At 58.3% G+C, this 21,478-nt stretch carries 22 protein-coding genes; 12 read left to right on the forward strand and 10 right to left on the reverse strand.

Annotated elements, in window-relative coordinates; all coding sequences use genetic code 11:
- Positions 1-24 precede the first annotated feature (24 nt).
- On the forward strand, positions 25-351 hold the full coding sequence (locus BM069_RS09435; RefSeq protein ID WP_093323209.1) for a DUF3775 domain-containing protein: 327 nt from the start codon (positions 25-27) through the stop codon (positions 349-351).
- 246 nt (positions 352-597) lie between these two features.
- Entirely contained in the window at positions 598-1,656 is a 1,059-nt protein-coding gene (locus tag BM069_RS09440) for a Hint domain-containing protein (RefSeq protein WP_093323211.1), read from the forward strand.
- Between the two features lie 33 nt (positions 1,657-1,689).
- On the opposite strand, the gene BM069_RS09445 is transcribed toward BM069_RS09440, so the two are convergent.
- Complete coding sequence (locus tag BM069_RS09445) at positions 1,690-2,268, reverse strand: TetR/AcrR family transcriptional regulator (protein ID WP_093323213.1); 579 nt, start codon at positions 2,266-2,268, stop codon at positions 1,690-1,692.
- A gap of 104 nt (positions 2,269-2,372) precedes the next feature.
- On the opposite strand from BM069_RS09445, the gene BM069_RS09450 reads away from it, so the two are divergent.
- Entirely contained in the window at positions 2,373-2,966 is a 594-nt protein-coding gene (locus BM069_RS09450; RefSeq protein ID WP_093323214.1) for an NAD(P)H-dependent oxidoreductase, read from the forward strand.
- Positions 2,967-3,034: 68 nt separating this feature from the next.
- Here BM069_RS09450 and BM069_RS09455 read toward each other — a convergent pair whose 3' ends face one another.
- The 5 genes from BM069_RS09455 to BM069_RS09475 form a co-directional block, all read right to left on the reverse strand.
- Positions 3,035-5,719, reverse strand: coding sequence for a DUF3427 domain-containing protein (locus BM069_RS09455; protein ID WP_093323216.1), 2,685 nt, complete (start codon positions 5,717-5,719; stop codon positions 3,035-3,037).
- Between the two features lie 6 nt (positions 5,720-5,725).
- Complete coding sequence (locus BM069_RS09460; RefSeq protein ID WP_093323217.1) at positions 5,726-6,043, reverse strand: phospholipase D-like domain-containing protein; 318 nt, start codon at positions 6,041-6,043, stop codon at positions 5,726-5,728.
- 294 nt (positions 6,044-6,337) lie between these two features.
- On the reverse strand, positions 6,338-7,480 hold the full coding sequence (locus BM069_RS09465) for a saccharopine dehydrogenase family protein (RefSeq protein WP_093323219.1): 1,143 nt from the start codon (positions 7,478-7,480) through the stop codon (positions 6,338-6,340).
- A 13-nt stretch (positions 7,481-7,493) separates the two neighbouring features.
- Positions 7,494-8,549, reverse strand: a complete 1,056-nt coding sequence (locus BM069_RS09470; protein ID WP_093323221.1) for a saccharopine dehydrogenase — start codon at positions 8,547-8,549, stop codon at positions 7,494-7,496.
- A gap of 66 nt (positions 8,550-8,615) precedes the next feature.
- Positions 8,616-8,945 carry an HNH endonuclease gene (locus tag BM069_RS09475; protein ID WP_093323222.1) on the reverse strand — a complete coding sequence of 110 codons (330 nt, stop codon included), beginning with the start codon at positions 8,943-8,945 and terminating at the stop codon, positions 8,616-8,618.
- A 58-nt stretch (positions 8,946-9,003) separates the two neighbouring features.
- Here BM069_RS09475 and BM069_RS09480 point away from each other — a divergent pair, with 58 nt between their 5' ends.
- Together BM069_RS09480 and BM069_RS09485 are read left to right on the forward strand one after the other, a co-directional pair.
- Complete coding sequence (locus BM069_RS09480; RefSeq protein WP_093323224.1) at positions 9,004-10,317, forward strand: mechanosensitive ion channel family protein; 1,314 nt, start codon at positions 9,004-9,006, stop codon at positions 10,315-10,317.
- A complete protein-coding gene (locus BM069_RS09485) occupies positions 10,314-11,471 on the forward strand; it encodes a TIGR03862 family flavoprotein (protein ID WP_093323225.1) in 1,158 nt (385 codons plus the stop codon). Before BM069_RS09480 ends, BM069_RS09485 begins: the two co-directional genes overlap by 4 nt.
- 43 nt (positions 11,472-11,514) lie before the next feature.
- Here the strand turns inward: BM069_RS09485 and BM069_RS09490 are convergent, their stop codons facing one another.
- The 4 genes from BM069_RS09490 to BM069_RS09505 all read right to left on the reverse strand — a co-directional run bounded on the left by BM069_RS09490 (position 11,515) and on the right by BM069_RS09505 (position 14,739).
- Entirely contained in the window at positions 11,515-13,164 is a 1,650-nt protein-coding gene (locus tag BM069_RS09490) for a calcium-binding protein (protein WP_093323227.1), read from the reverse strand.
- 126 nt (positions 13,165-13,290) lie between these two features.
- The gene (locus tag BM069_RS09495; RefSeq protein ID WP_093323228.1) at positions 13,291-13,605 is read right to left on the reverse strand and encodes a DUF1244 domain-containing protein; all 315 of its coding nucleotides are present in this window, start codon (positions 13,603-13,605) and stop codon (positions 13,291-13,293) included.
- A 62-nt stretch (positions 13,606-13,667) separates the two neighbouring features.
- Complete coding sequence (locus BM069_RS09500; RefSeq protein WP_093323229.1) at positions 13,668-13,907, reverse strand: DUF6868 family protein; 240 nt, start codon at positions 13,905-13,907, stop codon at positions 13,668-13,670.
- Between the two features lie 94 nt (positions 13,908-14,001).
- On the reverse strand, positions 14,002-14,739 hold the full coding sequence (locus tag BM069_RS09505; protein WP_093323231.1) for an N-formylglutamate amidohydrolase: 738 nt from the start codon (positions 14,737-14,739) through the stop codon (positions 14,002-14,004).
- A 163-nt stretch (positions 14,740-14,902) separates the two neighbouring features.
- On the opposite strand from BM069_RS09505, the gene pyk reads away from it, so the two are divergent.
- From pyk to pheS, 7 genes are all read left to right on the forward strand, one after another.
- Complete coding sequence (gene pyk, locus BM069_RS09510) at positions 14,903-16,348, forward strand: pyruvate kinase (protein WP_093323232.1); 1,446 nt, start codon at positions 14,903-14,905, stop codon at positions 16,346-16,348.
- A 39-nt stretch (positions 16,349-16,387) separates the two neighbouring features.
- The gene (locus BM069_RS09515) at positions 16,388-16,615 is read left to right on the forward strand and encodes a hypothetical protein (protein ID WP_093323234.1); all 228 of its coding nucleotides are present in this window, start codon (positions 16,388-16,390) and stop codon (positions 16,613-16,615) included.
- Positions 16,616-16,731: 116 nt separating this feature from the next.
- Positions 16,732-16,932: a 50S ribosomal protein L35 gene (rpmI, locus tag BM069_RS09520; protein WP_010443552.1), complete on the forward strand. Its 201-nt coding sequence runs from the start codon at positions 16,732-16,734 to the stop codon at positions 16,930-16,932.
- Positions 16,933-16,946: 14 nt separating this feature from the next.
- Positions 16,947-17,312 carry a 50S ribosomal protein L20 gene (gene rplT / locus BM069_RS09525; protein WP_093323235.1) on the forward strand — a complete coding sequence of 122 codons (366 nt, stop codon included), beginning with the start codon at positions 16,947-16,949 and terminating at the stop codon, positions 17,310-17,312.
- 214 nt (positions 17,313-17,526) lie between these two features.
- Positions 17,527-18,588, forward strand: a complete 1,062-nt coding sequence (locus tag BM069_RS09530) for a Hint domain-containing protein (RefSeq protein WP_093323236.1) — start codon at positions 17,527-17,529, stop codon at positions 18,586-18,588.
- 233 nt (positions 18,589-18,821) lie between these two features.
- The gene (locus tag BM069_RS09535; protein WP_093323238.1) at positions 18,822-20,246 is read left to right on the forward strand and encodes an alanine/glycine:cation symporter family protein; all 1,425 of its coding nucleotides are present in this window, start codon (positions 18,822-18,824) and stop codon (positions 20,244-20,246) included.
- 112 nt (positions 20,247-20,358) lie between these two features.
- Positions 20,359-21,429 (forward strand): phenylalanine--tRNA ligase subunit alpha, encoded by a 1,071-nt coding sequence (pheS, locus tag BM069_RS09540; RefSeq protein WP_093323239.1) that lies wholly within the window; start codon positions 20,359-20,361, stop codon positions 21,427-21,429.
- The last annotated feature ends 49 nt before the right edge of the window (positions 21,430-21,478 follow it).

Consider the following 21,478-nt stretch of genomic DNA (forward strand, 5'->3'; position numbering starts at 1 on the left):
CACGGACCAGAACGGAGAGGCACTATGCTGGAAATCTCACCATGGAAAGTGGCGCAGGTCGTGCTGATGTCCCGCGAACTTAACCGCGCCGAGGGCGAATTGCGCGGCTTTATTGAGCGGCTGAACGAAGATGAACAGGCCAGCCTCGTGGCTGTTATGTGGATTGGTCGCGATGCCTTTGCCGCAGACGAGTTGGCCGATGCGATCAATACCGCAAAGACTGAAAACACCACGCCCACTGCGGATTATCTGCTGGGATCGCCGCACCTGAGCGACCACCTTGAAAGTGGGATGGAGGAGCTTGGTCTTTCGCTGAGCGACGAGGAAGACGACCTGATCCGCCGCGGCTGATCCCACGGCCTTTTGGAAAAGGCGTCAATAAATTGTTAAAACATGACAGCGATGTCCGCGTTCCTTTACGCGGGCATTTTCATTTCCCACATCCGCATTGCGCGCGGGGCCAGAGGGTTTGGCCGGAGGACTTCATCAAAAGACCACGCACCGAAATGCCCGAGGAATTTCTCCGACGGGCGCCGGCGGATTGCGGGCTTTTGACTGGTGGTTTGTTCCGCGCGTTGACCAGTGCAGGAGCGGAGAATGTCGTCTTTTTATGGATTTATCATGCGTCACCACGTCCCCGACCATGACGCGCAAATTTTTGCCATTCCACTGGAAATGACCTTTGTCCCGCGCGATGAGGACGGCGACCTGAAACTTGAGCAGGACGCAGGGGGTATAGACCCCGACACCCAGATTTTGATGGATGGGGTGGCCTACGACTTTACCCTGGATCTGACGGCCACATTGCCCAAGGGGAACAAACACGGAGCCAAAAACGTACCGGACTCGCTTAAGGGAGAACAAGTCGCGGTGATTACGATTTCGGACTTCCCGTACCCTGGTCTTGATTTTCAGATGATGTTTCTACCGGATGCCAATCCCTCTTATGAGGAGATGGCCGAGTTCGGTCGCGGCAAATTCAAGCTCAAGGATGTGGACACATCGCCGGGTAACGTGCCGGTGTGTTTTGTTGCCGGTACACTGATCGAAACGCCTGCGGGCCCAGTGCCGGTTGAGAGTTTGAAAGCCGGCGACGCGGTGATGCTGGCGGATGGGCGCTCAAAGCGCCTTTTGATGGTGGCTCACAGTCATTTCACGCAAGCCCAGATGATGCGGGATGCAGCACGCCAGCCGGTGTGTCTGCCGGCAGGAAGTCTTGGGCCATCGCGGCCCTCTCAGGATCTGTGGGTCTCGCGGATGCACCGCATGGCTTTGCATGGCTGGGAGGTTGAGATGCTGTCCAGCCACGAGTCGGCATTTGCCTGTGCGGCTCATGTGGCGCCGACACAGGAGGCCGGCGCGACGCGCTGGTCGGACGGTGTGCACTACGTACACCTTCTTATGGACCGTCATGAAGTTCTGGTGGCCAATGGGGCAGAGGCTGAGAGCCTGTTTCTCGGAGAGCAGGCAATGCGCAGCCTTGGGCCGGAAGCCCGCGCCGAGGTCGAGGTGCTGTTTGATCGTCGACCGGCATTGAAGACGGCCTTCAAGAGCACCGCTTTGCCAGAGCTGAAGGCCCATGAAGCGCGGACCTGGGCCAAAATGGCCGCCGGTCAGCCGGTTTTTCGCGATTTGGTGACACCACAAGCGGCTTAGGGGCCAGACAAGGCGGTCGTTGATTGGCGACGCTTAGGTTTGTGGCAAAAGCCACGCCTGCAGGTAGGTTTCCATCCTGTCCTGAGGATCAACCGCATTGTGCAACGCGCAAAAAACCAAAGAGATCGCCTGAACCACAAAAGCCTGCACACCTTCGGCTTGTAGTTCGGCCGAGAGGTCTTTGCGGAAGGGTTTGTTTTTCAGCCAGTTCGCGGTGATGTCAGTGTGACGGCCAAAGGTCATGGCGATCGGCCCGATCTCGGCGTTGGCGGCCGCTCCGGAGTGACGCAAAATCACGTCAAAGACGTACCGCTCGCAGCTCATAAAGGCGACCAGAGGCATCATCGCCGCCGCCATATCCGAGATGGTTTCGGGCGCAGGCTGTGCCTCTAGCTGATCAAGATGGCGGTCGATTTCAGCGCCGATCAACAGATCCATCAGCGCGTCTTTGTCTTTGAAATGGGCAAAAAAGGTGCCCTTGGCGACACCGGCGCGCAGCACCACTTCTTCCACCCGCATGGCTTCGTAGCCGTCTTCGGCAATCACGGCTTTGGCCGCTTCCACCAGTTTGGCGCGGGTTTGCAGGGTGCGTTGTTGAATTGCTCTGGCCATGCCCCGTTTTGGCACAATTTATGACCGTGGTCAAATTAGTTATTGACCATGGTCAGTTTTTTGTGTTTATAAATTGACCGCGGTCAATAATGGAGGGAATCGCAATGATCAGGAAACGGATTTTTGTTTTGAACGGCCATCCGGCAGCGGAGTCGCTGACCGGATCTGTGGCACAGGGTTATGCACAGGCGGCGCGTGAGGCGGGACACGATGTGCGGCTGACCAATCTGCACGATCTGGCGTTTGATCCGGACTATGGCTTTGGTGGCTATGTGAACCAGAAGCCGCTTGAGCCTGAATTGGAACAGGTTTTGCAAGACTTGGAATGGTCAGAGCATGTGGTGGTGGCCACGCCGATGTGGTGGGGCGGCTTGCCTGCAAAGTTGAAGGGGCTTTTTGACCGTGCCTTGTTGCCAGGACGCGCGTTTGACACGCGCACGACCACCAAGCTGGGCCTGCCAGCGCCATTATTGACGGGCAAAACGGGGCGGGTGTTGCTGTTGTCGGATACGCCGGGCTGGTTTTTCCGCGTAATGTACCGCAACGCCATGGTGGTGCAAATTCAGCAGCAGATTCTGGAGTTTGTCGGCATTAAGCCGGTGAAAGTCACCAAGTTTGCCGGTGCCAGTCATCCAAAAGACGGTGTGGCGCAGAAGTGGATAAAACGCGCGGCGCGTATTGGGGCGCGGGCGGCGTGAGTGAGGTCAGGCCCTTGAATCAAGTCTTGGGCCTGACGTCGACTTCTCACACTAGGGCGCGGGTCAAGTCAGCTATCTCCAACTAGCATTTTCTGCGCATATTCACCACTGAGCGGGTGTTTCAACCGAAAGACAACGTTGATTGGTTTCTCTCCATGCCAACTTTGTAAGGCCACTTCACCGCAGTAGTGGAAGGGCGCGGCCTTGCCGGCGCGTAGTTTGCTGTCTCTGACAAACAAATGAAGGTCGGAAGGTTGCTTGCCGCTGATCATTTGGCCATTTCGACCGTCCTTGCGCGTGCTGGTCTGGCTTTGCCAATGGAAGATTTCCGGGCTTTCAAAGTAGTCCGAGTATTCCGACCCTTGCGACATCGACCGTTTGTTCAGCGTGACAAGAAGTATGAGCGCCTCGCCCACGCGGACGATCCCTTGTTGCCAGCTGCCGGTGTTGAATTCGGCGCCAAAGAATGTGGGGATTTCCTTGCGCATGTATTCGCGGCCGACAGTAAGCTGTTTAGGCTTAAATGGAGTCTGGTCTTCGGCAAGCTGCAAAACGGGCTGCGAGACCTCCGTGCGGCTCAGGTAGTCTGACAGACGCCAATCGACCAATTCCCGAAGCATCGCGTTGAATGTACTGCGATGGCGATCAGCCAGGCTTAGGTGGCTTACCAAATGACGGTCATCTTTGCTGAACCACCGCCCGTTTTTGGCGTCTACCCATGCTTCCAAGGGGTAGCGCGTCATGACTCGGCGGATTGCGATGTCATTGGTAGGGGTGACGTTTGCATCAGCGGCAAGTCTGGGATTCTGTTTTAGGAGCGAAGCGAATGGCACAAGGAGGTCTGTGAGGCTTACGGAGCGCCCAAACCCGTCAAGCGAGAGCAGCGCCTTGAGAACCAGCATTTTATAGCTTTTGGTCATTGCCGTGCGCTCGACTTCTTTCAGAAAGTCTTTGGTGGCGAACAGAACGTGTTTTTGGTCTGGGCTGAGGTCGCCCATGCTGTCGACAAATTCGAACCATGAGCCTTGCCCGTTGCGTTTGGGGTCAAACCGCGCATGTGCGATCTCGGAAGCGGTCGGGCGCTGGCCCCAGCGCTCTGAGAAGTCGCGATAGAAAGCCGCCAGTTGCTCGTTTTCTCGCGGCGTACGCAGAAGCGATCTGAGAATATCAATGGTTTCGAGTTCGTAGGTGACGTCGCACCCTTTGGGCCAAACCCACTGACCTGCGCCGTAGCTTGCGAGGGCCTCTGCGAGCGCACGATCGCCAGCGTCGACATCGAACAAGGTGCGCGCTTTGTTCAAGAAGCTGCGGTGGTTGCCGATGTAGTCAATCACGGCGAGATGGGTCTTGCTTGCAGACTTGCGCAAGCCGCGCCCCAGTTGTTGCAGCCAGATGACCGGGCTTTCGGTCGGGCGCAGCATAAGGACGGTGTCGATTTCAGGGACATCAACGCCTTCGTTGAACATGTCGACCGAGAACACGATGTCCAAATCACCGGCTTGCAATCGTTCAAGCGAACTTGTGCGCGGGGCGGAACTTGGTCCGGAATGAACGGCCACGGCCTTCAATCCGCGTTTGCCAAAATAATCGGCCATGAAGTCGGCGTGCCGGCGCGATGCGCAAAACCCGATGGCCTTGGACTGGCCAAACTTTTGAAACTGCTCAAAAGCGTTTTGGGCGCGGCTATGCGTGGCAAGCGCTGTGGTCAACTCCTCTGGGTCAAATCTGCCATTGCGCCAAGGAATCTGCGCATACTCCACAAGATCCGGGACACCATGGTATTTGAACGGGCAAAGCAACGCGCGATTGATGCCTTCCCAGAGGTCGCAATCGAACACCAGATTTTCATTGCACAGCGCCAGAAGATTGGCCCCATCCGACCGGTTCGGAGTTGCGGTCAGGCCCAGCAGCCATTGCGGTCGAAAGAAATCGATCAGGCGTTGATATGTCGGAGCGGAGGCGTGGTGAAATTCGTCAATCACGATGTAGTCGAAGCTTGCCGCGTTGAAGCGCGCCAGATTGGCGACGCGGGCCAGTGATTGTACGGAGGCAAACAGGATGTCGGCATCGCTGTCTTGATCGCCGCCAACAAACCGGCCCATGCGTGCGTCGGGGCGCAATGTGCGAAATGCCTCCATGGCTTGCGTCAAAATTTCTTCGCGATGCGAGACAAACAGGACCTTGGCAAAGGGCAGGCTGTCAAAGGCGGCCAAATAGGTTTTGCCCAGACCTGTGGCGAGAACCACAAGTCCGGCCGTTTCGCCGCGCGCGCGGGACAGAATCAAAGCCTGGAGCGCCTCTTTTTGGACGCCATGGGGTGTTGGCGCGTCCAAGGCAGGCTCGGCTTCTTCCATTTCCTTGCGGGCGGACGTGGGCGCGAGGGTCCTGCGCCGTGCGGTATAGGCTTTGATCCATTCGTTCGACAGCTTTGGGGTGTTCTCCGCATGGAAGAGAGTTTCGAAGGCAGTTGTTGCCGAGCGCAGCAATTCACGGCTTGGCCGGAGTTGGAGGTTCCATTCGACTCCGTTTGAGAGTGCTGTGCGAGACAGGTTGGAGGAGCCAACGATCAGCGCGCCTTCTCCGGTCTGCGTGCGGAAAATCCACGCTTTCGGATGGAAAGGCTGTTTGGCGGCTTCGAAGACCCGCAGGTCCACATTGCCTTCCAAATCCATGAGCTGTTGCAGGGCCTGAGGATCGGTGACATCCATATAGTCGCCGGCCAAAAGGCGGAGGCGTCCGCCGCGCGCCAACATGTCTTGTCAGTATGGGAAGACCATCTTGAGGCCGGATCGCATCACAAACGACAGCGCAGCATCCACTTGCGTCGCCGCATCTAGATTGATCTTGAGGTGCTCGATCAGGTGATCTTCTTTGCCCGAGATCAGGCGGGTTTTCTCTCCGAGGGGGCGTTCAAATATTTCCACTCTGAGATGCCCGTCATGTTCGACGAACCGCAGGTCAGCCAGAAGACCAGAATGCAATGTGTAGCCTTGTTGCACCTCGTAGATTTGCGCGGATAACTGGGTCTTTTCCTCGTCGGTGAGCGCGCCCCACGTCTCAACATGTCTGACAGGCACAAGAAGGTGCTTTCCGTCGGCTGTGATACTGCTGACGCCCTCATGTCCGCCCTGCGCGAGAGCAGCGCAAATTTCGCACGGGTCGTAATTTTGAGGCAAGACACACTCCGGAACGGTAATTCGCTAGATGCTGTTCTATCCGGAGTTGAGGCGTATCGCCAGGCTGCGCCGCAGTAATTGTCTGCGTAGGCAGATTTGGGCCGGTGGCCAAATGGCATGAGGCGCCGAAATCAGCGATTTGTGGGAAGCGACTGCGGAAAGGGCAGACGCTCCCCATGTGTGTTTGTGGCCCGTTTAGGCCGTGTGATCGACGATCTGAAGGTGCTGCGCCAAGCCGTCGATGTGGGTGAGCCACGCGTTAAACAGAGCGGGATCGGACGGGGCAGCGTGCACGCCAGCGGCGATTTTACCGTCCAGAACAGCCTCGATCGCTAGCGACACAGGGATCGACACAAGGCGCGCCATGGCGGTGCCATTCTCGTCGCCCCATGCGTCCATCGCGTAGGTTTTGTGATAGGCTGTGGCGCCGTCTTTTTCGGCTTTCAGAGCAACACAAAGCACAACGCGGTCCGGCTCGCCTTCGTCATAGGAGTTTTCCTCCCAGAACTGATCAGACATTTCTTTCAGGCGGGCGTCGCCTTCAGGGCCTTCCAGCGTTTCGATTTCGCGGAACACGTCGCCCCATGCTTTGGTCCAGCCGTTCAGGCGCAGGGTGCCGCGCACGAAGGTGTCGACGTTCCAGTCCGGGTCGAACTTGTAGTCTTCCATGAACGGAATGCTGTCGCGGTTGGGGTAGACTTCGAAGGTTTCAGGCGTCGGCAGCGGCGCCTCATAGCTGCTGATTGCGTCCCACGGGCGGTTCACGTCCAGCGGCTTGCCATCGCGGATCGAACGGGACGGAGAGCGCAGGGCCTTGAGTACGCCAAGGGGCGACCAGCTGAACTTGTAGCGGAAGGGGTTGGCGATCTTGGGAATGCCGCCGCAGTAGCTGATGAAGCTGAGGCTGTTGGCAGCGTCGTAAGCGCTGGAGGCGCGATAGTCCGCGATCAGCGCGTGGGCCATTAGGTGGTCGATGCCGGGGTCGAGACCAACTTCATTCACGCAGGCAACGCCCGCGTCCTTTGCCTTGGTGTCCAGCGCCTTCATTTCCGGCGCGATGTAGGACGAACTGACGAAGTTCGCGCCTTTGGCGATACAAAGCTCGGCCAGCGGCACGTGCCAGTCGCCGGGCAGCATGGAGACCACAACGTCGCCTTTGGCCAAAACCGCGCCAAGCGCGTCGATGTCAAAGGCACGAATGTCTTTTGCCAGATCGCCCACGGCCTCTTCGGCTTTGGCGATTGTACGGTTCCAAACAGTGACCTCACGGCCCTGGTCCAGAAGGCGACGCAGGCCGGGAATGGCCGACAGGCCGGTGCCACACCAGTGGATAGTCATGTCTCTTCTCCCCTCAGAGATCTTTGGAATGTTGGATGAAGTCTGCCTCGGCGCGGGTCCAAACACCGTCGCCAAGGTCGTCAAGTTTCAGAAGCGTTTCCAGCAGCTGCGCTGCGTAGTCATCAGAGCTTTCGACCGGCAGCATGGACGGCAGATTGTCGATGGCCATAACATCCAGCACGGGGGACTCGGCCACGCGCAGAGCGGGTGCGTCCCATGTGGTGGCGCGGTCATAAACCGGAATGGGGTTGTAGTCGCTGTCAGGATCGCAGGCCACGTCGCCGATAGCGGTCAATTTGCGGTCCGCTGTTAGTGCATCTTGTGGCACAAAGACTGGGGTGCCGGGGCGGGCGAAGATGCAGTTCAGAAACAGATCATGCGCCAGAATTTCGGGGAATGGCCCGCCAGAGGCGGTTTCGGCCATATCCCATTTGGTGACAGCGCAGCCCATTGCCTCAAGCAAATCCGCAGCACCAGTGCCCACCCGCCCGAGCGCGCCGATCACGATTGCTTTGGGGCGGTCGGTGGCCAGTGCGTCAAGTTCAGCGCCAAGGTCGGCGAGCAGGGCATCTTTGCCGCCGTAAACGCCGACTGGGCCGCAAATTTCGGCCCGCTGTTGTGCCGCCCAGCTTTTGAGTGTGACGGCTGCACCGGCATAGCCGGCCCAATACCCAAAGGCGGCGACACGGCGGCCGGTTTCATCAACGAGATATTCAAGATCATAAAGCGTACCGCCACCGGCTTTGAACCGCTTGAGCAGAGCGACGCCGGAATGCTGGCCTTTGAAAGCGTGGCCGAACATGATGTGGCGGTGCGGCAGAGGGGTGCCGTCTTCAGGTAGCTCTTTGAGACCAAAAATAATGGCGTCTTGTGGCGCTTCAGGCCAGCTGTTCTCGGTGGCGATTTCGCAACCGGCATCGATATAACCCTGCAACGGAATCGCCCGCACCGAGCTTTTTTCGACGGTCACACGGATGCCTTTGTCCAGAAGCGCTTTTGCGCCCTCCGGTGTCAGGCCCACGCGTTCTTCATTTGGCCGCTGCTCGGCCCGCACCCAAAGATGTGTCATCCTCAGTCCCCTCAAATTCGCACTTCCATAGACCAGCCCGCCGCGCCCTTTGCAAGGGGCTGACGGTCATCGTTTGCGCCGCGCACCCGGGGTTTTGGAATGGAAATCCGGAGGACGTTTGGCGACCCATTTGATGAATTTGGCCAGTCTTGGATGGGCGCGCAGCGCTGCGATGGTGAAATAGCTGCGAGCAAGGTCGGTTTCGCTCAGCGTCGCGTGGATTTCGTTGTGGCAGATTTGATGCAACAGCACGGTTTCCCCGCCCTTGCCGCCGCGCAATTTGGGCACGAGGTGGTGCTGACTTTGTTTGGCGGACGGCGGAATCGGGCGTTCGCAGAGGGGGCAGATCGGTATCTCGGTGACGTCGGCCAACGCGCTTTCCCCTGTGTTCCCCATTGTTTTGCTTCGCCCGAGCAGGCAAGAGAATGGTCAGGGTAGGTTACGAGAGGCCACGATGGAAGGTTCAGTGATCGTCGATAAGACGCTGGAGAAACTCGCGGAGTTCTGGGAGATCGCGCAGGGGTGGCTGTTGTCACCGGCGGCGTGGTCACAGTTTGCGTTGTTGGTGGTGGCCTATCTTGTGGCGCTTTACGCGGCCAAAAAGCTGCGTCCCTTGTTAGAAAAGCTGCTGACACCGGCGTTGGATGCGGAGAGCTATGTGGCCCGTGCTCGGCGGTTTGTGGCGATGTTCCTGCCGTTGTTGCTGCCGTTACTGGCCTATGCTTTCACCGGCATTGGCGAAAGTGCGACGCGGGCGATGTTTGGATCGGGGGCGGTGATTGCCTTTGGCAAGCGGGTGTTCCTGTTTTTGGCCGTGCGCATTCTGGTGCGCGAGATCATCAAAGATCCGGTCATGGCGGTTCTTGGGAAATACATCCTCGTGCCGGTGGCGGGCCTTTACGCTCTGGGCATTCTTGATGAAGTCATGGCCTATCTGGACGGCACGGTAGTTCCTTTGGGCAATCTGTCGTTCTCGGTGCTTTTTGCGATCCGGTTTGTCTTGGTTGCGGGCGCGATTTTCTGGCTTGGGCGGTGGTCCAACGATCAATCCAGCCAGTTCATCAAGGCGCAGGACGATATGCGTCCTGCGATGCGGGAGTTGATTGCAAAGACGCTTGAAATCGGAATCTTCGGCATCGCCTTCCTTCTGGTGATGAACATCATGGGGATTTCCCTGACCTCGCTCGCGGTGCTGACCGGTGTGATTGGTGTGGGCCTTGGTTTTGGCCTGCAGAAGATTGCGTCCAACTTTATCTCGGGTGTGATCCTTTTGCTTGAGGGGCAGGCGACGGTTGGCGATTATGTCGAACTGGATGGCGGCGAGGCCGGCACCATCATCAAAATGACCGCGCGCGCAACGATCCTTGAAACCTATGACGGGCGCTGGATCGTGGTTCCGAACGAGGATTTCATCACGACGCGAGTGGTGAACTATTCCGACAGCGGGTCCGCCAATCGATATGAGGCGCCGTTTTCGGTCAGCTATGACACGGACATCAATCTGGTGCCGGATATCATCGAAAAAGCTGTCGCCAAACATCCGGGTGTGTTGAATGACCCGTTTCCACCGGATTGCGAGTTGCGCGGATTTGGCGAGAGCGGCGTTGATTTTGCGGTGGAATTCTGGGTTGAGGGCATTGACGACGGGCGCAACAAGTTCACCTCGGACGTGCTGTTTCTGATCTGGAATGCGCTGCGCGACGAAGGCATCACTATTCCTTATCCACAGCGTGTTGTGGAACTTAAGACGCCGTTGCCTACAGCGTGACCGATGCGCTGGTCATAGGGGCGGGCCCTGCGGGGTTGATGGCGGCGGATGTGATGTCGGCGGCAGGGCTGTCTGTGGTTGTGGCCGAGGCCAAGCCGTCCGTGGGGCGAAAATTTCTGATGGCGGGCAAGTCGGGGTTGAACCTGACCAAAGACGAGCCGTTCGAGCGGTTTCTGGCGGTCTATGAAGAGGCTGCGCCTGTGTTGCGGCCGATGCTTGAGGCCTTTGGGCCGGCAGAGGCTGTGGCTTGGGCAGAGGCGCTGGGACAGGAGATGTTCACGGGCTCGTCGGGGCGGGTGTTTCCGAAAGCAATGAAGGCCTCGCCCCTGCTTAGGGCATGGATGGGGCGGCAGGCAGAGCAAGGCGTGGAAGTGCGCACGCGCTGGCGCTGGACGGGCGGGGCCTATCGGTTTGAAACACCAGAGGGCGTGCAGGAGATCGCGCCGAAGGTTTGCGTGCTGGCCTGTGGCGGGGCGAGTTGGGCACGGCTCGGTTCGGATGGCGACTGGGCCAAATGGGTTGGCGTGCCAGTTGCGCCTTTTCAGCCGGCAAACATGGGGTTTGAGGTCGATTGGTCGCCTCATATGGCCAAACATTTTGGTACGCCGATAAAGAATGTGGCTTTGTCCGCAGGTGCGACGTGGGTGCAGGCGGAGTTTGTGATCTCGGCGCGTGGGCTAGAAGGCGGAGGGATTTACGCCGTTTCGCGTGCGATGCGCGAGGGTCATCAATTGAAGCTGGATTTGCTGCCGGATGTGTCGGTGGAGGATTTACGGACAAAGTTGAGCAAACCGCGTAGCAAGGCGAGTTTGGGAAACTTTTTGCGCAAGGCTGCGAAGCTGAGCCCCGAGAAGATTGCGTTGTTGATGGAGTTTGCGCGGCCGTTGCCGGAAGATCTGGCACCCGTGATCAAGGCGTTGCCGGTGACACATGCGGGGCCGCGTCCGATGGATGAAGCCATCAGCACCGCAGGGGGGCTGCGGCTCAGTACATTGGATGACAGGTTGATGTTGCGAGATCAGCCAGGTGTTTTTGCGGCTGGAGAAATGCTGGACTGGGAGGCGCCCACAGGGGGGTATTTGCTCACCGCGTGTCTGGCGACGGGGCGTTGGGCCGGATTGGGTGCGGTGCAGCGTTTCAGGGAAGTGTCATAGGTGCGCAGCGGGCGATCCGGAGACTACCCGCTGGCCATTGGGATCAGTAGCTGAAGGCGATCGAAAGTGCCGCGACGCCCTCTGTGGTCATGTTTTGCAACACCAGCGCGGTTTCGGCAGGGACTGGAACGCCGTCTTCGGTGCCCCAGATTTCGATCGTGGCGATGCCCGTTGCGGCGTCAAAGTCGACGGACCAATCCATGTTGTCTACCGCGGCGTCGCTGGAAATGGCGATGGTCACAGCCTCGTTTGCGGGATCAAGGTCGGTGATTGTCACCGCCTCATAGCCGGCTCCAAAGTCAAATCCGACGCCAAAAGCATCCTCGCCTTCGCCGCCAACAAGCGTGTCGCCGTTGTCACCGGCAACCACGTCGTTGCCATAACCACCGCTCAGGTAATCCGCTTCCGCGTCCACAACGCCTTCGTCGGCCCCGACAACGGTGTCATCACCGAGGCCGCCATACAGCGTGTCGGCGCCTTCGGAATCCTGAAGCCAGTCATTGCCCTGTCCGCCGCGCACAACATCGTCGCCGCCTTCGGACGAGGTCGTCGTGCCGTTATAGCCGTAAAAATCATTGCCGTTGCCCGCAACGATGGTGTCGTCCCCTTCGCCGCCAGACAAGGTGTCGTCGCCGCCCGCGCCGACCAGACGGTCGTCATCTGCTCCGCCATCGATGCAGTCGTCGCCGCCACCGGCCGTGATGACATCATTGCCTGCGCCGCCTGTGATGGTGTCGCTGCCAGCACCGCCGCGGATTGTGTCCTCGGTGTTGCTGCCGGTGTAGGTGTCGTCGTTGCCGGTCAGTGTGACCTCGTCGTTTGCCGGTGCATCAACAGCGGCGACTTCGGACAAATCGTCGGCGAACACGATGTTGAGCGCCGCGACGCTTTCGGCGGTCATGTTCTCCAGGACCAGCACGGTTTCCGCCGCCAGATCCGTGGGGCCGGAGCCATCGTCTTCGGTGCCCCAGATGTCGATGGTGGCGATACCGGTGGTTTCGTCAAAGGTGACGTCCCATTCCAGCGAACCCGCCACGATGTTGCCAGTGACCGCAAGGGTCAGGGCCTCGGTTGTGGCTTCGAAATCAGTGATTGTGACCGGATCCCAGCCTTCGCCAAAGGAAAAACCGACGCCGAATGTGTCGGTTCCTGCGCCGCCGTTGATGGTGTCGCCATTGTCGCCAAGGATGGCGTCGTCGCCATAGCCGCCGCCCAACAGATCGGATTCGTCATCCAGAACCCCGCTTTGAGCGCCGATCAGCGTGTCTTCGTTCAGACCGCCATACAGCGTGTCGGCGCCGGTGATGTCATAGAGCCAGTCGTTGCCGCTGCCGCCACGGACGGTGTCGTTGCCGGTGTCATCCGAGCCGTCACCGCCGTAAACGTCATTGCCGCTGCCGAGGGCAACGCGGTCATTTCCGGCGCCGCCTGAAACTTCGTCATTGCCGCTGCCGGACAGAATCCAGTCGTCGCCGCCGAGACCGTCGATTGTGTCATTTGCCGTGCCGCCCGTCAGTGTGTCATCGGCGGTGGTGCCGTCGATCAGTTCGGAAACATCCGCGACCGGACCCGGCTCCTCTTCGGGCGGCGTGGTGTCTTCGGCTTCGGAGGTGTCGAATTCGTGATCAGCCTGAAGCGTCGAAATAAGCGCGCTTCCACTGACCACTGTTGCAAGTGCCAAAAAACCAATCATTTGTTTGCCCCAAATAGGTTTGCTCCCCGACAGGTTGTGCCTGTCAAATCCACCTAAAATTGGAGCTAATTTGGAAACAATTGCGGCAAATGTGGCAAATTGCGGGCGGCGGGGCCGCCCGCGAAATCAGGATTTGTCGCCGACGTTTTCCTTGAAGGCGACTTCAAACTCGGCCTGTTTTTCCGGGCTTGCGTCGGTTTGATAGTTGGTTTTCCACTCGTCCATGGTCATGCCATAGAAAATCTCGCGGGCTTGCGTTTTGTCCATCTCGATGCCGCGTTCGTTGGCAGCTTCCTGATACCAGCGGGAGAGGCAATTGCGGCAAAAACCGGCGAGATTCATCATGTCGATGTTTTGCACGTCGGTGCGTTTTTCCATCAAATGCTCGCGCAGGGTGCGGAAAGCAGCAGCTTCGAGTTCGATTTGGGTTTGCTTGTCCATTGTGTCCTCCGGCGAATGGGTTGCACCAGAGGTAGCAACCCGCGCCGGCAGGGACAACTGCGTCACATGATCTTGAGCGCCAGCCAAGGCACAAGGGCGAAGACAAAGATCAGGAGTTTGTAGGCTCCAAGCCAGTTGTAATAGGTTTGGCGCACGTCATCTTGTTTGAGGTCAAATATGCGTGCGTGAAGGCCGGTGGCCCAGTTTCCCAGCCCAAACATCATCACTGCCGCAAAAACCAGTACGGCGAGATGTATCACGGTCATCCAACCGAAAAAGGCGGTTAGGGTTGCGATTGTCATTGGCGGCCCCCTTTCTGGTGTGGCTCACTAGATCACTCTTAATATGGGTGTCCGGTGGTCTTGCGACAAGAATTGGACGGCCGAAATCACCGTGTCAGAGGCCGCTTTCCGCCAACGCGTCAGTCAGGATCGGTGCGAGGCGTTCGGCCCAGGCATTTTGGCCTGCGGCGTCGGCGATTTCGTCGTTACGCAGTTCGATCAGCGTGTTCAGGCGGCCCTGTCGCAGGGCGTGTTGGTCGATGCTGTCGCCGGGCAGGTGGCCGTCATAGGGCTCGTTTTCGCCAACGGTCAGGTCGCTTTCCTGACGCAGGCGTTTCAAAAGCGCGTGGCTGTAGTCCTGATTGGTGCGGGAATAGAGCACGGCGACCTCCCACGGGCGTGGGGCGCGGCCGTTGAGTTTGGGGGAGAAGCTGTGCATGGCCAGAACAACGACGTTGTCGCGCGCGGCGGCGAGGGCTTCCAGTGCTTCGTGATAAGGGCGGTAAAGCGTGTCGACGCGGCGAGTGATTTCGGCGTCGTCCACGTGGCGGTTTGCCGGTATGATCGTGCCGTCGTAAAGCCGCATCACCAGCGTTGGGTCGTCCATTCCGCGGTTCGGGTCGATCACAAGTCGCGAAAAGTTAGAGCAAATCACAGGCGCGTCCAGCAGCTCTCCCAAGCGCAATGACGTTCCCACGGCCCCTACATCATAGGCGATGTGGCGTTCCATGTTGTCTTCGCCAATTCCAAGATCGCCGCCGTTGATGTCTGCGGGCACAAAGTTTGAGGCGTGGTCGACGGTGATTAAGAAACGAGATGGGCGGTCAGCGCCTGTTATGGTGAAAGGGGTCATTGTCATGTGCCTGTTACTGCGGTGGGACAGGTGTAAGCCAGAACAATTGGAAATGAAATCCGGCACCGCAATGTTGCTTTTGTTAGCGTTAACAAGTATCGGGTGAGGCAAAGGTGTAGCAGGGTGCCCCAAGGGCACATAGCCGGTTCGGGGATACGGATAAATGAGACGACTGAGAAACGTAAAAATTGTGGCGACGCTGGGGCCGGCGTCGGAAACCTATGACATGATCCGCGGCTTGCACGAGGCGGGGGCGGATGTGTTCCGTCTGAACATGAGCCACGGCAGTCACGATGAAATCCGCGAGAAACACCGCATCATCCGGCAGGTGGAAAAAGATCTGCAAAGCCCGATTGCCATTCTGGCGGACCTTCAGGGGCCGAAGCTGCGTGTGGGCGTCTTTGCCAATGGCGAAGAGGAATTGGTTGAGGGTGCGAAGTTCCGACTGGATCTTGATCCTGCGGAAGGGGACATCAACCGTGTTTGCCTGCCGCACCCCGAGATTTTTGCAGCGCTAAAGGATGGCGCGAATCTGCTGGTGAACGATGGTAAGATCCGCTTGCAGGTCGAGAGCTGTGGCGCGGATTTTGCAAACTGCGTGGTCACGACGGGCGGTACGATTTCCAACCGCAAGGGCGTGAACGTGCCGGATGTGGTGTTGCCGCTGGCGGCGCTGTCGGAAAAAGACCGCGATGATCTTGAGTTTGTTTGCGGGTTGGGTGTGGACTGGCTGGCGTTGTCGTTTGTGCAGCGTCCGGAGGACGTAGAAGAGGCCCGCGGCTTGGCGCAGGGACGCGCGGCGATCTTGTCCAAGATCGAGAAGCCAGCAGCGGTTGAAAGCTTTGACGCGATCCTGAAAGCCAGCGACGGCATCATGGTGGCGCGCGGTGATCTGGGGGTGGAACTGCCGGTGAGTGCGGTGCCTCCGATTCAGAAACGTCTGGTGCGCAAGTGCCGCGCGGTGGCCAAGCCGGTGATTGTGGCGACACAGATGCTTGAAAGCATGATCGAAAGCCCGATGCCGACACGCGCCGAGGTGAGCGATGTGGCCACGGCAATCTATGAAGGCTCGGATGCCATCATGCTGTCGGCGGAATCGGCGGCGGGTGCGTATCCGATCGAGGCTGTGACCACGATGAACAACGTGGCCATCGAAGTGGAAAGCGATCCGACCTATCGCGAAATCATCGAGGCCAGCCGAACACAGCCGCGCTCCGGCGTTGCCGACGCGATTGTGGCCGCTGCCCGTGAAATCGCGGAAACCACCGAAGTGGCGGCGATCTGTTGCTTTAGCCAATCCGGCACCACGGCGCTGTTGATTGCGCGGGAGCGGCCACGGGTGCCGATCATCGCCATGACCTCGATGCGGGGCACCTCGCGGCGTCTGGCGCTGAGCTGGGGCACGAACTGTGTGATCGTGTCGGATGTGTCGCGCTTCAAAATGGCGGTGGTTGCGTCCGCGCGTGCGGCCCGGGAATTGGGCTATGCCACCAATGATGATCAGATTGTTGTCACAGCGGGTTTGCCGTTCAACGTGCCTGGCACAACGAACATCCTGCGGGTGGCGCCTTGCGATGAACGTTTGATTTTCAACATGGAAGAAGAGTAGCGTGAGCCCCGGAACGAACCGGGGACGACACTCTACACGATGACCACTGACTATCTGATCACGATCGGTGCCTTGATCGGGCTGTTTTCGATTCCGGCCATGTTGGCGGGCTATGCCGACGAACGCCGTCCCACCAAAGCGATGGCGGCGTTCATTCTGGCCGCCGCGGTGCTGGCGACGGGGTGGATTTTGGACCCTGCGCGATACTCGGTTGCCGAGTTGCCCAACGTGGTCGTGCGGGTCATCGCACATATCCTGCATTCCTGAGCATTAATGACTTGCAGAGTCCCCCAAGGCGGACTATACGGCGCCTCTATTCGCGCGACCGGCCTGAAAGGCATGCCGAGTCGCGTTTGTCACCGACCGAATAAAAGGAGACGGAAATGCCTAAGATGAAGACTAAGTCGAGCGCCAAAAAGCGCTTCAAGGTCACTGCCACCGGTAAAGTACTTGCCGGCCAAGCTGGTAAGCGCCACGGCATGATCAAACGCACCAAGAAATTCATTCGTGACGCCCGTGGCAACACGACCCTGTCCGCCCCCGACGCCAAGATCGTCAAGGGCTATATGCCCTACGATCGCTAAGAGGAGATTGAAATATGTCCCGCGTTAAAGGTGGAACCGTAACCCACGCCCGTCACAAAAAAGTCGTCAAAGCCGCCAAAGGTTATTACGGCCGTCGTAAGAATACCTTCAAGGTCGCACGTCAGGCCGTCGATAAGGCGAACCAGTACGCAACCCGTGACCGTAAGAACCGGAAGCGTAATTTCCGCGCACTGTGGATCCAGCGTATCAACGCTGCTGTGCGTGCACACGACGAAGCACTGACATACTCCCGCTTCATCAACGGCCTGACACTGGCCGGCATCGAAGTTGACCGTAAGGTTCTGGCCGATCTGGCCGTGCACGAGCCCGAAGCGTTCACTGCGATCGTTGAGCAGGCGCAGGCAGCTCTGGCCGCGTAAGCGACAGACTGATCGATTTAGGAAAGGCCGTCCCGTTGGGGCGGCCTTTTTTCATGGTGCTGCGTATCTGGTCTCGCGCCTCTGGCAGCCCGAACAACACATTGTTCACGAATTCGCCACAATCCTTTCCTCAAATTTCTTCATTTGCCCGTCACATTGGTCGCAAGGACAAGTTTGTTTTGTGTCTGATCTGTTTGGTACTGAGTGAGGAATAATGGCCCGTATCAGCGAACTTCACTATTCCAATGCCTATGCGGCATCGTCGGGTGTGAATGAATTCCTGGAAGTCGCCCTGAACGGAAGCGACGACCCAAGTGACTTTGTCGTCAGCTTTTATCAGGCTGATGGCTCGGTCGGAATCGAGATCCCGCTGACTCATCCCGACATTCAGGTGTCGGTCGATCCTGACAATGGAGAAACCATCTATGTGATTTCTGCGGATGATTTCCCCATTTTGCTGACAGACCCGAATGGCGGCGGCTCGGAAAATTACGAAGCCTATGCTCTGACCAACACAGACACAGACACGGTGATCGATTTCTACGACATCGGTGGAGGCACTCAGAATATTCTGGCGCTTGATGGAGCGGCAGCGGGGGCGACGTCGGAGAACCTGCCGGTACTCGTGGGCCCGAACTCGACGACAACCACGTTGCAGTTCAATCAACCTGATCCAGATGTACTGACCTATGAAACCGTTGCGCCAGGCGATACAGGCTTGGCGTGTTTTGTGGCGGGAACCAGGCTTTTGACACCCTGCGGGCAGCGCCCCATAGAAAGCTTGGTGGCTGGCGATTTGGTGACAACGCGGGACAAAGGCCCGATGCCCGTGCGTTGGATCGGTCGGCGCAGTGTGGTGGGGCGCGGGGCCTTTGCGCCGGTGAGAATTGCCCGAGGCGCCTTGGGCGCCATTCGGGCACATTATGTGTCGCAAAACCATCGTCTGTTGCTGGAAGGCTGGCGGGCAGAGCTGTTTTTTGGCGAAAAAGAGGTTTTGGTTCCGGCAAAAGCGCTGGTGGACGGAGACCAGATTGCGCTGCGGCAAATGCCGGAAGTGACCTACTTTCATATGATGTTTGACAGCCACCAGATTGTTGAGGCCGACGGGGTGGCAAGCGAGAGCTTTTATCCAGGGGCCGAAGCGGTCGCCGGAGTTGAAAAAGACGTGCAGGCCGAGATATTCGAGCTGTTCCCCGAGGTGCGTGAAGATTTGGCGTCTTATGGCCAATTGGCACGCCCTGTCTGTCCGGTGCGTCTGGCGCCCATGTTACTTTAGCGTTACCAGCCGAGTCGATTCACAGGTCGGGCTGCACTGTCACGATAGGATTATCAAAAAGTTAACGACGCTGTGCCTCGTAAGCGGCATTTAGCGCTTGCTTTTGGTGTTGATCGGCGTAAGAGCGCCCGAATTGCGAGGTTTCCTTTGCGTCATGGTGAAACTCCTTGGCATCGCGGTAGACAAAACCTAAGCGCAGTTTGACTCAATTTCTGTTTTCGGCGAGGCACCCAATGTCTACGATCATCGACTCAATTAATGGCCTGCTTTGGGGGCATGTCCTCATCTATGTGCTGACCGGTATCGGCATTTATTTCACCGTGCGTTTCGGTTTTATCCAGTTCCGCAATTTTGGCGAAATGATCCGCCTTACCATGAGCACGGATGAGGCCGACAAGGCCGGCATTTCGCCGTTTCAGGCGCTGGCCATCAGCCTTGCGTCGCGCATTGGCACCGGCAACCTAGCGGGTGTGGCCGTGGCGATCGGAATCGGTGGACCGGGCGCGATTTTCTGGATGTGGATTGTGGCGATGCTCGGCATGGCGACGGCGATGGCGGAAAGCGCGCTGGCGCAGCTTTATAAAACCAAGGGCGTCAACGGCGAATACCGCGGCGGTCCGGCCTTTTATATTGCCCGAGGCCTGAATATGCCGGCCCTTGGTGCGGTTTTTGCTTTCTGCCTGATTATCGCTTTTGGCATCATCATCAACGCGGTGCAGTCCAACTCGATTGCACAGGCAATGGAAACCTCCTTTAGCATCCCGCCACTGGTCTCTGGATTGGTGATTGCTGCGGCTGCGGGTCTTGTGATCTTTGGCGGTATCCGCTCGATTGCACGGGTCGCCGAAATCCTTGTGCCGTTCATGGCCGGTATTTACATCATCGTTGCGCTTTGGATTTTGGTGACAAATCTGGGCGTTCTGCCAGAGGTGTTTACGTCGATCTTCCGCAGTGCATTTGGCTTGCAGGAAGCCGCAGGCGGTGCCGCAGGCGGCATGATGGTGGCGCTTCTGAATGGTGTGAAACGCGGGCTTTTCTCCAACGAGGCTGGCATGGGCTCCGCGCCCAACATCGCCGCCGCCGCAACGCCTGTGCCGCACCACCCCGTCAGTCAGGGTTTTGTGCAGGCGTTTGGTGTGTTTGTGGACACGATCCTCGTCTGTACTGCAACCGCAGTGATGATCATCGTTTCCGGCGCACACGAGATGGTGGATGCCAACGGCAACCTGCTTGAAGGCATCGTGATGACGCAGGAAGCAGCGGCCTATTTCCTCGGCCCCTTCGGCTCCTACTTTATTGCCGCGGCAGTTCTGCTGTTTGCCTTTACCACGATCATCGCGTGCTACGGCTATGCGGAAAGCGGTATGTCCTACCTGAAACTTGGCTCGGCCATGCCGCTTGCGGTACTGCGCCTCGGCGTCATGGCAATTGTCGTCTGGGGGTCGGTTCAGACAGTGGCGGTCGTGTTCAACGCGGCTGATGCAGGCATTGCGATTATGGCCGTAATGAACCTCTTTGCGCTCATACTTCTGAGCCCTGTGGTTATCCGGTTGGTAAACGACTATCGCGCACAACGCGCGGCTGGACAGGTTCCGGAGTTCCACATTGGTGATCATCCGGAGATTGCCAAAGGCGTGGACGCCGAAATCTGGAAGTAATACCGCAGTCCTGACTGCGGGCCGAACCGCAGACCTCCTGCTCAACGCTTGCATTCGCAAGGTCGTATGATAGGAGGTCTGCGGATTATTTTTTAGTTGGGACAGGCCCGAGATGGACGATCTGCGCACCAAATACATCGAAGCGATTGCCGCGGCGACAGACGAAGCCGCGCTTGAAGAGCTGCGGTTGCAGGCCGTTGGCAAGAAGGGCGAAGTCAGCCTGAAGATGCGCGAGCTGGGCAAGATGACGCCGGAAGAGCGTCAGGTGGCTGGCCCTGCGCTGAACGCTCTGAAGAACGAGATCAACTCGGCATTGGCGGCCAAGAAGGCCGCGCTCGCGGATGCCGCTCTGGATGCGCGTCTGGCGACCGAGTGGCTGGATGTGACCCTGCCGGCACGCAACCGTCGGGTGGGCAGCATTCACCCGATCAGTCAGGTGACAGAAGAGGTCACAGCGATTTTTGCCGATATGGGTTTTGCCGTGGCCGAAGGGCCGCAGATCGAAACCGACTGGTATAACTTTGATGCACTGAACATTCCCGGTCATCACCCCGCGCGCGCAGAGATGGACACGTTTTATACCCACCGTGCCGAAGGCGACGAGCGCCCGCCGCACGTTCTGCGTACGCACACCAGCCCCGTACAGATCCGCACGATGGAGAAGACCGGCGCGCCGATCCGCATCATCTGTCCGGGTCGCGTGTATCGCGCGGATTATGACCAGACCCACACGCCGATGTTCCATCAGGTCGAAGGCCTCGCCTTGGGCAAAGACATCTCGATGGCGAACCTCAAGTGGGTTCTGGAAGAATTCTTCACCGCCTTCTTCGGCACCGAGGTTAAAACCCGCTTTCGCGCATCGCACTTCCCGTTCACGGAGCCGTCGGCCGAAGTCGACATTCAGTGCAGCTGGGAAAACGGCACCGTGAAAGTGGGCGAAGGCGACGACTGGCTCGAAGTGCTGGGCTCCGGTATGGTGCATCCCAAGGTGCTTGAGGCCGGCGGCATTGATCCGCAGAAATATCAGGGCTTTGCCTTTGGCATCGGTATCGACCGTCTGGCGATGCTGAAATACGGTATCCCCGATCTGCGCGCCTTCTTTGACAGCGACCTGCGCTGGCTGCGCCATTATGGGTTTGCCAGCCTCGATCAGCCGACATTGCACGGCGGTTTGAACCGCTAAGGCTGCCACGCTTGCTTTGACATTTTGGATCGCCTTATCTGTCAGGGCG

It is taken from the genome of Shimia haliotis (assembly GCF_900114415.1).
Classification (GTDB): domain Bacteria; phylum Pseudomonadota; class Alphaproteobacteria; order Rhodobacterales; family Rhodobacteraceae; genus Shimia; species Shimia haliotis.

Coding starts and splice junctions, on each gene's coding strand:
- BM069_RS09435 (WP_093323209.1), top strand. CDS start 25: ATGCTGGAAATCTCACCATGGAAAGTGGCGCAGGTCGTGCTGATGTCC.
- BM069_RS09440 (WP_093323211.1), top strand. CDS start 598: ATGTCGTCTTTTTATGGATTTATCATGCGTCACCACGTCCCCGACCAT.
- BM069_RS09445 (WP_093323213.1), bottom strand. CDS start 2,268: ATGGCCAGAGCAATTCAACAACGCACCCTGCAAACCCGCGCCAAACTG.
- BM069_RS09450 (WP_093323214.1), top strand. CDS start 2,373: ATGATCAGGAAACGGATTTTTGTTTTGAACGGCCATCCGGCAGCGGAG.
- BM069_RS09455 (WP_093323216.1), bottom strand. CDS start 5,719: ATGTTGGCGCGCGGCGGACGCCTCCGCCTTTTGGCCGGCGACTATATG.
- BM069_RS09465 (WP_093323219.1), bottom strand. CDS start 7,480: ATGACTATCCACTGGTGTGGCACCGGCCTGTCGGCCATTCCCGGCCTG.
- BM069_RS09470 (WP_093323221.1), bottom strand. CDS start 8,549: ATGACACATCTTTGGGTGCGGGCCGAGCAGCGGCCAAATGAAGAACGC.
- BM069_RS09475 (WP_093323222.1), bottom strand. CDS start 8,945: ATGGGGAACACAGGGGAAAGCGCGTTGGCCGACGTCACCGAGATACCG.
- BM069_RS09480 (WP_093323224.1), top strand. CDS start 9,004: ATGGAAGGTTCAGTGATCGTCGATAAGACGCTGGAGAAACTCGCGGAG.
- BM069_RS09490 (WP_093323227.1), bottom strand. CDS start 13,164: ATGATTGGTTTTTTGGCACTTGCAACAGTGGTCAGTGGAAGCGCGCTT.
- BM069_RS09495 (WP_093323228.1), bottom strand. CDS start 13,605: ATGGACAAGCAAACCCAAATCGAACTCGAAGCTGCTGCTTTCCGCACC.
- BM069_RS09500 (WP_093323229.1), bottom strand. CDS start 13,907: ATGACAATCGCAACCCTAACCGCCTTTTTCGGTTGGATGACCGTGATA.
- BM069_RS09505 (WP_093323231.1), bottom strand. CDS start 14,739: ATGACCCCTTTCACCATAACAGGCGCTGACCGCCCATCTCGTTTCTTA.
- pyk (WP_093323232.1), top strand. CDS start 14,903: ATGAGACGACTGAGAAACGTAAAAATTGTGGCGACGCTGGGGCCGGCG.
- BM069_RS09515 (WP_093323234.1), top strand. CDS start 16,388: ATGACCACTGACTATCTGATCACGATCGGTGCCTTGATCGGGCTGTTT.
- rpmI (WP_010443552.1), top strand. CDS start 16,732: ATGCCTAAGATGAAGACTAAGTCGAGCGCCAAAAAGCGCTTCAAGGTC.
- rplT (WP_093323235.1), top strand. CDS start 16,947: ATGTCCCGCGTTAAAGGTGGAACCGTAACCCACGCCCGTCACAAAAAA.
- BM069_RS09530 (WP_093323236.1), top strand. CDS start 17,527: ATGGCCCGTATCAGCGAACTTCACTATTCCAATGCCTATGCGGCATCG.
- BM069_RS09535 (WP_093323238.1), top strand. CDS start 18,822: ATGTCTACGATCATCGACTCAATTAATGGCCTGCTTTGGGGGCATGTC.
- pheS (WP_093323239.1), top strand. CDS start 20,359: ATGGACGATCTGCGCACCAAATACATCGAAGCGATTGCCGCGGCGACA.